Consider the following 12,543-nt stretch of genomic DNA (forward strand, 5'->3'; position numbering starts at 1 on the left):
AGCTGGGCGGCATCAATCCCCATGACTGGCTGACCCAGGCCCTATCCGCGCTCGCCAACGGCCACCCGGCCAATCGAGTGTATACGCTCATGCCCTGGATCAACGTGGGCTGAGAACACCGCTTACGCTCAAATCATACAACAGGTCACCGAAGGTGGACATGTGCTTCCTTCACTGCTGGCACTTCAACTCCGTGAAGCTGTGTCGTCCTTAACTCTCGATAGCTTCTGCTGCCGCCAAGCCGATCAGAATGCCCGTCGAGCGTGCTGAGATGACCGCAGGCCTACTGCTCAGCGGGGGCGGCCGCGCCTCTCGCCCGCGCTTCCGCTTCCTCGATCTCCTGCGGCAGCATCATCACCTGGAAGCCGTCCGCATCCATCTTCACGTTCGGAACGCATGGACGATCATTGAGGCTGAGCAGGCGGTCCGTTCTCATCGTGCCGTTCATCGTGAGCGGCTTGGTCCGGCCATAGTAGCGCTTCACCACCCATGGCTTGGTAAAGGCCTCGGGATCAGTGATCGTCATCTCGTTTTCGATCACCTTTGGATCGATTAGCCTGATCCGCTCCACCATCGAGAGCTTTTCGCTGTGTGGAGCAGCCGTCTCGTCGAAGAAGGCATTGATCATGTTGACGGTCTCTACGACCAGCGTGTCACCCTCCCATCGGCCAACTGAATGACCGGAATAGCTGGGTCCCGCTCGATCAGTCTCTTCACCCGACGGATGCTTGCGGCCATCCAGGAAGATGCGCCTCTCGGTTCGGCCGTAGGGGTTGTACCAGAGCATCACATCCGGAGCCTGGATGATATCGAAAGCCACAGGAGACGCCCCGACCATCCTTGGGACACCATAAGGGACACAGGCGGCGAACGTGTCTCGGGCCTTACCTTGCAAGGCGTCGGCGACATAGGCGTCGTACATCTTCTGGTACTTCGCATTGTATGGGATCCCCTGCATCTTGGTGCCGGGCAGCGGCCCAAAAGTCTGTTCCCCGGAAGGAGGACGAGGTGGACAGATCGCGGATTCCGGATTGAACAGCGGTCCGCCGCATGCGCCCTCGGGATCGAGCATCTGCCAGATTCCAGTCATATCCGGCTGCGCGGCCAGCTTTGCGGCTTGTTCCGTCAGCTTCGGGCCGACGTAGGTCTTCGCGCGCGAGAGGATCCCCGGCGTCGGATACTGTGCATAGGCCAACTGGCAGAAGGGCAGCGACTGCGACGTCACGGCGACTGCGGCCGTCAGAAGGAGTTTTCGGGCGAGCATGACGGAGACTCCGGTGCAAGAAATGGAAGGGGCTGCCCGTCGAGCCGAGCTCTTCGCAACGGCGCACCGGTGGACTGCCAGTGCCGCCTCGCGATTATGGTTGGCCGAAACGAGGTCCCGATCGACATCAATCCTTCGTGAAGGCTGCATTGATTTCGAGCGTCACTTCGTCGCTGACAGCTGGCACCGCCATTCCCAAGCCGAATTCACTGCGCTTGATCGTGCCGGTGGCGAGGAACCCGACGTCGAACGTGTCACCCATCGGATTGTCGCCCGCGCCGACCAGCTTCACCTGCAGTGTGACCGGCCGGGTGACGTCCTTGATGGTGAGATTGCCGACAATCGTGGCAGTGTTGTTCGGGCCCGGACGGACTGAGCTCGAGACGAAGGTGGCGGTGCCGAACTTCCCCGTGTCGAAGAAGTCCGAACTGTTCAGATGCTTTGTGAACGCTGCAAAGCTGGTCCTGAGTTGAGTCATGTCGAACGTGACATCAACCTTCGCAGCGGCGAGATCAGCCGGGCTCAGCCTCAGCGTGCCGCCCCAGGCACCAAATTGGCCCTGCAGCATGCTGAAGCCCAGATGATTGACCTTCCAGGTGACCTGCGTGTGGTTCGGATCGATGGAGTAGGTTCCTGCCGTGATCCGCTTAGGATCAGCCGCGCCTGGCATCTGCGCAAAGAGGTGGACAGGAGCCACGGCGAACATCAGTGGCAGCATGGCCAAGCGGAAACGCATCTTCGGTTCCTTCAAGCGACTTTGTTTAAGGTTAGCTGAGGTGCGGTGGGCGACAACGCGAAAATGTCCATGCCGCGGTGCCTTGAATCTCAGATGCGGTGAGTTCTGATCACCGTCTCTTCCTCCGCATTCACGCGCGCACGACCCGCATCTTCACTGCGCCGCAGTGATCTTCTTCCAGCCAGCTTCGACTAGTGAGGCTCGCGCTTTCACGGCCGCGGGAGACGTGGGCACTAATCGCTCGACGCCTTCGGGCGACGGCGCCACGTCGGGGGCGTGTCTACGGTCTGCGGCGATGTGGGGCGCGGCAAGCCGGTTGATCGTTCCGTAACCCGTATGGTTCGTGGTGGACGCGCTGACCTTCGGATCCAGCATGTAGTCGATGAAGGCATGGGCATTGGCGGAATGCGGCGCGTTTGCAGGTACAAGGTAGCTGTCGAACCACATGCGGGAGCCTTCACGCGGGATCACGATCCGGATCTCCCTCGATGACGGCGATGTTGGTGCCGAACGCATCTGGCCACCATAGCCAGCCGCGGCACACAGCTTGCCGCTCTGAAGGTCCCTAGCTTCCGGGAAGCCGAACTGCACGTAAGGCGCGACGCGGCTCAGAAGGTCGGTCGCGGCGTCGATGTCGGTGGGATCGGTGCTGTCAGGCGAACGGCCCAGCGCCAGTAGCGCCACCGAGTAAGCCTCGTCCGGATATCCCGGCAGCATGACTCCGCAGCTTCTTAGTGCCTTCAGGACCGAGGGATCCAAGAAGCGCTTCCAACTGACGGTCGGATCGTCCGCAACGAGAGTGCGGACCTTCGCCGGATCAAAGCCGATCGCGACGGCTCCCCACATATGTACCACGGAATGAGCATTCTCCGGATCGGACACTGCGGCCTTCCGAGCGATGGCAGGATCGACGTTGCTCAGCCGGGGGATCAGATTTCTGTCGAGCTTGCGGAAGTAGCCCCGGGCGATCGGATCCGGGTAGGCGGAATCAGACGGAATGATCAGGTCGGCCCATGCGGCTCCCTCCGCCAACTGTCGGCCCATCTCCTCGTCGGTCGCATAATTGACGACCTTGACCTGGATCCCTGTCGCTTTTTCGAAACCCTCGATCGTGCCTTCGGCCAAATAATGGTCTGCGCTGCCCATTCCACCCACGGTCGGAGGGTGAGGGGACCAGACAAAGAGATTCAGGACACGCTCTCCTGCAGCCATCGGCCTTTCGGTCTGGGTGTCGGCTTGGCAGGCGGCGGTAACGAATAGGAGCGGCAGCACCGCTCTTCCCAGCAGCTGTGCGGCTGCGTCCAAGCCTCTCATCGTCATGCCTTCCGCAGATGTTGTGACATTCGAACAATCTACCTTAGCCAAGTGTCGCGACGTGTTTAGACGCCGCCCGCGATCACCTTCGTCGGGCTCAGAGGACACGGTGGACCTGAAGCAGGCGGTCGTTCTCATTTGGACCCTTGGCTAGCGCCATGTGAGTGGGCACCGGATCGACCAGAGTGCAGAGGAAGATCGACTTGTTGAGCCAGTCGTATTTGCCCACCGGTGCGATGAACTCGGGGACCAGACGGTATTTGTCGTTCGAATAGCCCAGGCCTCGGTTGTGGATGATGATAGTGACCCCATCGGTGGTCTTGAGGCGGTACAGGGCGTCGATGACGACGGCTCCGTCGGGTCGCTCCACGGGAAAGTCGCCGCCGCCGGGAATGACGGTGCCGCTGATGCCGGGACCCTGGAAGCGACCGCCGATGATCGGCCAGATGCTGTCGCGGTTACCGTCCTTGCTCGCGCTGGACGGCGCCATTTTCTCGGGCGAACTGCACGTCACCACAAGATCCATCACAAGTTCAGTCCTGATCGGATCGTAATCCTTAAGCGCTGTCCTGGTATCGGGCGCAGCCAGCGCCTCCGCGCCCGCCCCCGCCAGGATTGCGACGGCGGTCGCCGTCTGGCTCCCCGCGAGCAGAATGGACCGACGGCTTAGCTCTTCCCGAGACTGCATTCCAACCTCCTGTTCCTGCGCCCCAACAGTTAGTTCGCACCGCTCGCGAGAGGATCACGGCGGCAAGGCTGCATCATTACGGTACCGCAGTTGGGGCGTGCGGCAGGTACCGGCCGGCTGTCAACCGCTCCCAGCACGAGGCGGGATGGGTGCGTGGCATCGTGCCAAATCTTCACGGTTGAAGGCTGCGATATAGGCGAGAAGCCGTAGCCGCCCCATGCGCTCGGCGTGTCGATCCAGATGCGTAGACGCGAACCTTTGCGGAACGGATGGGCGAACTTGTTCAACTCGACCCGTCCCAGCGCCGGCTGCTCGGGTGTTAGCGACTGCATCGTCTCCGGAAGATCGATCGGAAACGGACGCAAGTCGGTCGACCTGCCGTCATCCTGCGCGCGATTGGACATCCGCAGCCAGCCGCGCTGGACGAACATCTCCTGACCGTCCGGACGTACCTCTGTCAGTGTGACCTGCAAGTCGACATCCGTTGTCGACGCCGATACCCAAAGGTCTGCACTGCCGGAGCCGTAGAACATCATCGTCCGTGCGAATGGCGGAGACGTGTAGGCTACGCTGCCCCGGCGCCACTCGGCGGGCTGCGCGCCCCAATCTTCGGTCCCGTTCTTGGTGGTGACCGTCGGCCCGGGGATCGGGTAGGCGTAGTTGTCCGGCTCGCCGCTCGGCGATCCATTCTCGGTCAGCGAGTTGCCAGCCCCCAGCGTGAAGCGCACCGGCGTCACCGCCATCGGAAACTCGGACGAAGTCAGTTCGAAGCCCGGCTTGAGGCTCTCGAACTTCGCATGGCCGTCGCCGGTGCCGCTGCTCTCCGACCAGACCCGAACGTGCGGCTCCCGCTCGAAGCCGTTGCGATCGCCTTTGACGAAACGGTCGAAGAACGAAATCAGGATCCGTCGGAACCAGGTAGACTCGTAGAGGTCGTGAGGGCCGTTGACCTGGAGGAACCACAGCTTCTCGGGATCCAGCGTCTCCTGATAATAGCCTTCCCGCGAGGTGACCGCCTCGTCCTGGAAGGCCTCCATGGACAGGACCGGAACTTCGATACTGGACGTGCGCAGCGCCAAAGCTCGCTGATCAATGTAGTCGTCGCGAAGCGGGTGGCGGATGATCACGTTGGAGAGGTTGTTCGCCTCGGCGGTCTTACGATTGATGTCCACTTGGGCCATGCACTGTCGGTCTCCTTCGGCTTCGGCACTCGCACGCACCGCCGTCCATCTGGAGTGCACGAACCGCCACCAACCAGCGACGAACGCTGGGGAGGGCACGCCACCGGGCGCCCAGCTGTCGAGACGTGCATCGCCCAGCACCATGCCCGGAGCGACGGCCTTCAGGTGCGGCGGTCGTTCAGACGCGGTGGCGAGCTGGGACATTCCGGCCCATGACCAGTTGGCCATGCCGATTTTACCGTCCGACCAGGGCTGCGTCGCAAGAAACTCGACCGCGTCCCTTCCGTCGCGACCGTATTCCCGCCCCAGGAATTCGAATACGCCTTCGGAGCAACCTGTGCCCCGGGCGTTGATCCCCACCACCGCATAACCTCGCTCGACGAGCGTCCTGTCGAGATTGACCGACATCGCTGTGTCGTTGTTCAGGTAGCTGGAGCCGCCGATAGCTCCCGGATCGTAACCACTGTAGTTGATGATCACCGGGAACGGACCACTGCCCTTTGGAAGCAGCGCGCTGTACCGCAGGCGCGTCCCGTCGCGGGCGGTGAGGTAGCCGGTCAGCCGCCGGCCCCAGAAGGGCTGAGTACCTTTGGCTTCACGATTGTAGCTGGCGACGGGCGGAAGCGGCGGCTGAGCCACCGACGCAGTCGCGGAAATCAGCAAAGCCGCGATAGTCGCGCGGACCAAGATCATAGATAACGCCCCCCTCACAACATCATCGTCCGAAGCGCAGTTCAGCTCGCGTCGGGCGCGCCTTGGCAGCCCACAACGCACAGCCCTTCGGCTCGGTCGTCGGCCTGGAGGGCCGGGCTGCGTCAGGCCGTCTTTCGAACGGTGCGCATCTCAGCACGTGGCGAAGTGCAACACCATAGCTCGCACTGCAGATGGTGCGACCTAATCGTCACCCGGTGGCGCCGTCCGAGCAACGCTGACCGAGGTGCACGACTCTACTCGCGGACCATCGACAGCGGCCCGTCAAATGCGACGCGGCGCGCACAGACCGTCGGCATCGTAAGCTGGCTCCAGCCGGTGCTGATCCGACAACACTTTGGAGGGTCAAAGGCCTTGTCTGTGATCGGCCGATATGTTCTATCTCGCTCGACCAGACGACCATGGGGGCACAGTGTTTTCGCGGGGCTCGTCTTCGGCAGGAATCGTGGCAGCATAACCGGATCTCGGTTCGGACTGGTTCGAGCGGTTGCAGCTGCGGCCCGAGCCTTTGAGGTCGGGCGGAGGGTTTGAGCAGGTGCGGATGATCGGTTTACTGACGAATGTGGCGCTGGCGGCGCTGATGGTGCAAGGATCTGCAGGGGCTCAAGCTCCGGCAGCTGCGACGTCCGAACCTGCTGCGGTGCCCGAAGTCGAGGAAAGCGACATCGCCACGCTGCCGACGATGAGCGACCATCTGGCCTTCGTGATGAGCGCATGGGGCAATGGCACGCGTCTAATCAACGGCGACACCGGCAAGATGCTCGCCACGATCCATACCATACCTCTGTCGAACGTGGCGATCGATCCGCGTCGCCGCTTCGTCTATGTAGCGGAAACTATCTGGACGAAGGGCAACCGCGGCACCCGCCAGGACATGGTCAGCGTCTACGATGCTCGCACGTTGAAGCTTCTCCACGAAATACCGCTTCCCGGTAGACTGTTGACTGGAAACCGCGTGCAGAACCTCGCAATCTCCGCGGACGGCAACCTAGCATATATCTACGACATGACCCCGGCGGCAGCGCTACACGTCGTTGATCTTGCTCGCAGAAGGCTGGTGAGTTCCGTCGAAATCCCGGGCTGCGCGCTTGCCTTCGCGGGGGCAGGCGGGGCGGTCGCATCGCTCTGCGGCGACGGCACGTTGGCGACGATCCGGCTTGATGGACGACGGAAGGCTGTAGTTACCTCATCCGAACCTTTTTTCGACGCTGACAACGACCCCATATTCGACAACAGCGTCGTCGATCGGTCGACCGGAAAGGCTTTCTTCCTAAGCTACAGCGGCCTGATCTACGAGACGATGATCGGACCAGGCGGGGGCGCGATGCAGAAGCCCTGGTCGATACAGGAGGCCGGGGGGATGGCGCGGGGTTCGACCGTTCCGTTGACGAGCGGCTGGCTTCCTGGCGGTCGGCAGCTGCTATCCTACCATTCGGCAACCGGACGCCTATTCGTGCTGATGCACCTGGGCGAATTCTGGTCGCATAAGGCGGATGGCACTGAGCTCTGGGTGCTGGACGCGGGCACGCGCAAGCTGATCGCCCGCAGGGCCTTGAAGGACCCGATCACCTACATGCAGGTCACCCAGGACGACAAGCCGCTGCTGTTCCTGGCCGGCAAGGGCAAGATGATCGTTCTCGATGCCACGACCTACGAGGAGAAGCACGGGCTAGAGGAGATCGGAGCCGGGATGATTAGCGTGAGTGGCCGGTGATCGAGCTCGGGGTGCTTGTGTTGGCTGCGCTTGGCCTCGCCTTGCGCACTTGCCTGAGTCTGATCTTCGCTGCCGCAGGGGTGTCCAAGTTGCGCGATCCGGCGATATTCGAACGCGCCGTGGCGGGCTATCGATTGCTGCCCGGCGTTCTCGTCGCACCAGTGGCGATGGTGCTGCCGTTCCTGGAACTCGCAATTGCCGGAGCACTTTGGATCGAACCGCTCCGTCCCGCTGGCGCGGCGGCGGCGGTCGCGCTGTTGCTGCTCTTCGCGACTGCGATGGAGATCAACATCCGCCGGGGGCGGACCCAGATCGACTGTGGTTGCGGCAGCGGATTCGCCTCGCAGGCGATCTCCAGGCTGCTCGTGCTCCGTAACGGCGTGCTTGCAGGGACAGCCGCCCTCGTCCTCGCGGCGCCCGACGGGCTCGGCGGGCTGGCGCTTGCCAACTGCTTGGTAGCTGGACTGCTTCTGTTTGGCCTTCACATCCTCGTCGACTTGGTATTGGCGCTGATCGCGCGTCCGACCCGCTCGACCCGAAGCGCGTGGAACATTCAATGATCACCGTCCTACTCGTCTCGCAGTTACTCGTCTGGATCGTGCTGGCACTGCTCGTCTTCGCGGGAATCGCACTAGCCAGGCAGGTCGGCATCCTGTTCGAACGTGTCGCGCCGATCGGAGCACTGACCGCGGCCAGCGGACCTTCGGTCGGCAGCGCGGCGCCGCGGCTTTTCTTGGAGGCACTGGACGGGACGGCGATCACGATCGGCGGCCCGTTGCCCGCAGGGACCGGACGACTTGTGCTGTTCGTATCGTCGCGTTGCCCGATCTGCCGCAAGCTCATCCCGATCGCGGTACGCTTCGGACGCTCCGAGCGGCTGGACGTCGTATTCGCCGGCGACGGCGAGGACGACGAGCAGCGTGCCCTCGTCGCGCGCTACGGCATTGCGGACCATCCGTTCGTCAATAGCCGAGAGCTGGGAATGACCTACGGCGTCGACAAGCTCCCGCACGCGCTGCTGCTGGACGATCGTGGACTGATCGTCGCCAAGGGGCTGGTCAACAGTCGGGAGCAATTGGAGAGCCTCGTCGTGTCCCGCGACAGTGGCCATGCGTCGGTGCAGGACTTCCTTCGTACGCGTACAGGGGGAGATCATCAGCAAGATGCGTCGCCGTCGCAAGAGATTGATTCAGGAAGGTTGAGCGTATGAAGAGCCCGAGCCGCCCCTCGATCATGGAGCGCTTCGCGCGTGGGATCGCGGCGCGGACCTCCCGCCGAGGACTGCTGGCGAAGCTAGGTGCCGCAGCAGTCGCCGCACCCGTCTTCCCCCTACTCCCCGTCAGTCGCGCCCACGCGTCGACAAAAGACCGGTCAGTCCAGGCAAAGACCGCGTTCGCCCGCCGCGCGCAGACCACGGATGAACTACAATGCGACTATTGGCGGTACTGCGCGATCGATGGTGATTTGTGCACCTGCTGCGGCGGCGGTCTGCATATCTGTCCGCCAGGAACCGAGCCTTCACCGACGGCATGGGTCGGAACCTGCGTTAATCCAGCCGATGGCAAGGCATATCTGATCGCCTATCGCGACTGCTGTGGAGCCGCTCAATGTGGTCAGTGCGCCTGCGACGGAACGGACCGAGAACTGCAGACGTATCGTCCGCAGAGCAACAACGACATCATCTGGTGCTTCGGCGTATCAAGCATGGAATACCATTGCTCCACTGCAGTGCTGGTAGGCGCGGCCGAATGATAGGCATAGAGCCATGTCGGCGCTGACCCGAAGCAGACGGCTTGCGGTCGTCGCAGCGGTCGTCGCACTCGTCACGGGCCTGTCCGCCGTCGTCGGTCTGCCGACCTTGGCGGCGTCATCACTCGGTGCCGCTAGGTCCAGCTACGTCGAACACTGCGCGGGGTGCCACGGCATCCAAGGTAGTTCGGCTCCGGCGCAGGTGCCGCAGCTGCGTGGCAGGGTGGGGTACTTCCTTTGCACGGCCGAGGGGCGCGCCTATCTGATCCGCCTGCCGAACGTCTCGCATGCACCTATCAGTGACAATGAAGAACTTGCCGAGCTGATGAACTTCGTGGTCTTCGGGCTCGGCGGGGCCAGCGCTCCCGAAGGTGCGCTGCGGTTCGACGCGGCGGAGGTTGCCCGTCTGCGGAAGGAGCCGCTTACGCCGGGCGCCTCACTCGTACGTATACGGCGCAAGATCGTGGACGGCCTCATCCGGACCTGCTCCGCGCCGGCGGATCTGCGGGGCATGTATGGATCGCTGGCCGCTTCGCGGCCGGCCAAGGAGATGCGATGAAGTACGCGATCACCGTGAACGGCGCGACTCGTTCAGTCGAAGCGTCCGAGGACACGCCGCTACTCTGGGCTCTCCGCGAGCAGCTTGGGCTTCAAGGCACGAAGTTCGGCTGCGGGGTTGGGCAGTGTGGCGCCTGTACCCTGCATCTTGGCGAGGAAGCAGTGCGTTCATGCGTAACGCCGATTTCCGCTGTCGGCGACATGGCGGTCAGGACGATCGAGGGTGTTGACCAGGATGCGCTCGGCAAACGCGTTCAGCAGGCTTGGTTGGACCTGGCGGTCGTGCAGTGCGGCTACTGCCAGCCCGCGCAGATCATGTCCGCCATTGCGATGCTCCGGCGCATTCCCGATCCGACCGACGAGCAGATCGACAGCGAGATGACGGTCCTCTGCCGCTGCGGCACCTATCCGCGAATACGGGCCGCCATCCATCGTGCAGCACGCGGGGGGACTGTCCGATGAGCGAAGAGCACCAGACGGAAACCGGGCGCCGCACCCTTCTGAAGGCCGCCGCTTGGGGCGCCGTCGGGCTCCTCGTGCCGGTGCGGATCGCGGCGGCGCCGCCGAAGGGGCTCGCAGTTGGAAGCTCTACGCCGACGTCGTTCGAGCCGTCCGCCTGGATACGGATCACACAGGACGGGCGCATCACGCTGACGATGGCGCAGATAGAGATGGGGCAGGGGGCTCAGACTGGCCTAGCCGCGATCATCGCCGATGAATTGGAGGTGCCGTTCGACTCTGTGCGGATCGAACAGGCTCCCGCGGACAAGGAGCGCTTCGGCGTACAGGCAACAGGAGGATCTACGTCGATCCGGGAAGGCTGGAAGCCGATGCGGGAGGCAGGCGCCACCGCCCGGCAAATGCTGATCCAGGCCGCCGCACAACAATGGAAGGTCGAGGTTGGCAGCCTCACCGCGCGCGATGGTGACGTGGTGCACGCGGCGAGCGGACGGCGTGCGGCCTACGGTTCACTGGTCGAAGCGGCATCGCGACTTCCCCACCCCGACAAGGTGTTTCTGAAGGACGCAACCAAGTTCCGCCTGGTCGGTCAGTCGCTGCCGCGTATCGAGGGTTCAGCAAAAGTCCGCGGGACAGCGGTCTTCGGCATCGATGCCGCCATTCCCGCCCGCAAGATCGCTACTTTGGCGCAATCGCCGGAGTTCGGCGGCCGCCTTCAGAGCGTCAAAGAGTCGACTGCGCTTGCCGTACCCGGGGTGATCCGGATCGTGCGCCTTCCGGACGCGGTGGCGGTGATTGCTGACAGCATGCCCCAAGCACAGAAGGGGCTTGAGGCGCTGGAGATCGGATGGTCAAGCGGCCCGCTCGCCCAACTGAATACCGCAGAGATCTATGCCGATCTGGCAGAGGCGACGACGCGCCCAGGAGCCGTCGCACGTAGCGTGGGCGAACCCGGCAAGGCGGACGGGCGGCGGATCGAAGCGGTCTATCAGCAGCCCCTGCTCGCCCACGCTCCGATGGAACCGATGAACTGCACGGTCCACGTTACCGCCGACGGATGTGACGTGTGGACTGGGACCCAGGTCGCGACCGATGCGCAACAGGCCGTCGCCAAACTGCTGGGATTGCCCATCGGCAAGGTCCGCATCCACGTCTACCTCATGGGCGGTGGCTTCGGCCGACGTCTCGAGACCGACGGAATAATCCGGGCCGTCGAGATCGGCCGGGTGGTCAAGGAGCCGTTACAGGTCATCTGGACGCGCGCGGAGGACATGCAGCACGATCTCTACCGCCCTGCCTACTGCGATCGTATCTGGGCGACGGTGGATGCCGCGGGCAAGCCGACAACGTGGAACCACCGCATCGCCGGATCATCGATCATGGCCCGCCTCTATCCGGAGGCGTTCAAGGGGGTGGACAGCGACGCGGTCGAGTGCGCGGCTCAGCCGGTCTACGCTCTCTCGGATCTGAGGGTCGAGTTTGCTCGGGTCGAATGCGGCCTACCCACCAGCTGGTGGCGCGGAGTGGGCCCCACCCGAAGTCTGTTCGTGATCGAAAGCTTCGTCGACGAACTCGCGACGGCAGCGCGGCAGGACCCAGTGGCGTACCGCCTCTCCATCTTAACCGATCCACGCGCGCGCGAGGTGCTCAGTCTGGCGGCTGAGAAGTCGGGATGGGGCGCGAAGCTGCCCGCCGGGCGGGGACGCGGGATCGCTCTGGCGAACGCGTTTGGGAGCTACATCGCATTGGTCGCCGAAGTTTCCATCGAGCCCAAGGAGGAAGTGCGTGTGAGGCGCATCGTGGCGGTAATCGACTGTGGCCGGGCGGTTAACCCCGACATGGTGCGCGCGCAGATCGAGGGCGGCGTCATCTTTGGCGCCGGCGCTGCTCTCATGAGCGAAATCACCGTGGCAAATGGTCGTGTGGAGCAGGCGAGCTATAGCGACTACCCGATCCTGACGATGGTCAATGCTCCGAACGTCGACGTTCACATAGTGGAAGGCGCGGAAGATCCGGGAGGAGTGGGTGAAATCGGAACTGCGGCCATCGCGCCGGCGATCACGAACGCGATCTTCGCAGCGACGCGGAATCGGATCCGGACGCTCCCAGTCAGCCGATCCCAGCCTGTCTGGATGGGATGATCCGCGACACAGTTGGCGGACTGCCACC

Annotated in this window: 13 protein-coding genes; 8 read left to right on the top strand and 5 right to left on the bottom strand. The window is 63.3% G+C overall.

Translation table 11 applies throughout. From position 1 onward, the window contains the following. The first annotated feature begins 11 nt into the window (after window positions 1-11). Window positions 12-113 (top strand): transposase domain-containing protein, encoded by a 102-nt coding sequence (locus tag MRBLMC3_RS10035; RefSeq protein ID WP_363828212.1) that lies wholly within the window; start codon window positions 12-14, stop codon window positions 111-113. Window positions 114-283: 170 nt separating this feature from the next. Here the strand turns inward: MRBLMC3_RS10035 and MRBLMC3_RS10040 are convergent, their stop codons facing one another. The 5 genes from MRBLMC3_RS10040 to MRBLMC3_RS10060 all read right to left on the bottom strand — a co-directional run bounded on the left by MRBLMC3_RS10040 (window position 284) and on the right by MRBLMC3_RS10060 (window position 5,876). Next, window positions 284-1,264: a hypothetical protein gene (locus MRBLMC3_RS10040; protein ID WP_363828168.1), complete on the bottom strand. Its 981-nt coding sequence runs from the start codon at window positions 1,262-1,264 to the stop codon at window positions 284-286. Between the two features lie 127 nt (window positions 1,265-1,391). Then, on the bottom strand, window positions 1,392-2,000 hold the full coding sequence (locus MRBLMC3_RS10045; RefSeq protein ID WP_363735829.1) for a YceI family protein: 609 nt from the start codon (window positions 1,998-2,000) through the stop codon (window positions 1,392-1,394). Window positions 2,001-2,153: 153 nt separating this feature from the next. Continuing rightward, a complete protein-coding gene (locus tag MRBLMC3_RS10050; protein ID WP_363828172.1) occupies window positions 2,154-3,305 on the bottom strand; it encodes an extracellular solute-binding protein in 1,152 nt (383 codons plus the stop codon). 106 nt (window positions 3,306-3,411) lie between these two features. Then, a complete protein-coding gene (locus MRBLMC3_RS10055) occupies window positions 3,412-4,002 on the bottom strand; it encodes a DUF3237 family protein (protein ID WP_363735827.1) in 591 nt (196 codons plus the stop codon). A 29-nt stretch (window positions 4,003-4,031) separates the two neighbouring features. Then, window positions 4,032-5,876, bottom strand: a complete 1,845-nt coding sequence (locus MRBLMC3_RS10060) for a CocE/NonD family hydrolase (protein ID WP_363828174.1) — start codon at window positions 5,874-5,876, stop codon at window positions 4,032-4,034. A 559-nt stretch (window positions 5,877-6,435) separates the two neighbouring features. On the opposite strand from MRBLMC3_RS10060, the gene MRBLMC3_RS10065 reads away from it, so the two are divergent. Genes MRBLMC3_RS10065 through MRBLMC3_RS10095 form a run of 7 tightly spaced genes read left to right on the top strand, consistent with a single transcriptional unit; the run spans window position 6,436 to window position 12,515 of the window. Beyond that, window positions 6,436-7,608 carry an amine dehydrogenase large subunit gene (locus tag MRBLMC3_RS10065; protein WP_363828214.1) on the top strand — a complete coding sequence of 391 codons (1,173 nt, stop codon included), beginning with the start codon at window positions 6,436-6,438 and terminating at the stop codon, window positions 7,606-7,608. Then, window positions 7,605-8,168 (top strand): MauE/DoxX family redox-associated membrane protein, encoded by a 564-nt coding sequence (locus MRBLMC3_RS10070; protein WP_363735824.1) that lies wholly within the window; start codon window positions 7,605-7,607, stop codon window positions 8,166-8,168. The genes MRBLMC3_RS10065 and MRBLMC3_RS10070 overlap by 4 nt, the downstream gene beginning before the upstream one ends. Then, complete coding sequence (locus MRBLMC3_RS10075) at window positions 8,165-8,818, top strand: methylamine utilization protein MauD (RefSeq protein ID WP_363828177.1); 654 nt, start codon at window positions 8,165-8,167, stop codon at window positions 8,816-8,818. The genes MRBLMC3_RS10070 and MRBLMC3_RS10075 overlap by 4 nt, the downstream gene beginning before the upstream one ends. Next, window positions 8,815-9,360 (top strand): methylamine dehydrogenase light chain, encoded by a 546-nt coding sequence (locus MRBLMC3_RS10080; protein ID WP_363828180.1) that lies wholly within the window; start codon window positions 8,815-8,817, stop codon window positions 9,358-9,360. The genes MRBLMC3_RS10075 and MRBLMC3_RS10080 overlap by 4 nt, the downstream gene beginning before the upstream one ends. A gap of 13 nt (window positions 9,361-9,373) precedes the next feature. Further along, window positions 9,374-9,916, top strand: a complete 543-nt coding sequence (locus MRBLMC3_RS10085; protein WP_363754567.1) for a cytochrome C — start codon at window positions 9,374-9,376, stop codon at window positions 9,914-9,916. Then, window positions 9,913-10,377, top strand: coding sequence for a (2Fe-2S)-binding protein (locus tag MRBLMC3_RS10090; RefSeq protein ID WP_363735820.1), 465 nt, complete (start codon window positions 9,913-9,915; stop codon window positions 10,375-10,377). The genes MRBLMC3_RS10085 and MRBLMC3_RS10090 overlap by 4 nt, the downstream gene beginning before the upstream one ends. Then, window positions 10,374-12,515, top strand: a complete 2,142-nt coding sequence (locus tag MRBLMC3_RS10095; protein WP_363828183.1) for a xanthine dehydrogenase family protein molybdopterin-binding subunit — start codon at window positions 10,374-10,376, stop codon at window positions 12,513-12,515. Before MRBLMC3_RS10090 ends, MRBLMC3_RS10095 begins: the two co-directional genes overlap by 4 nt. Window positions 12,516-12,543 lie beyond the last annotated feature (28 nt).

The sequence above is a fragment of the Sphingobium sp. LMC3-1-1.1 genome (genome assembly GCF_040676285.1).
Classification (GTDB): Bacteria; Pseudomonadota; Alphaproteobacteria; order Sphingomonadales; family Sphingomonadaceae; genus Sphingobium.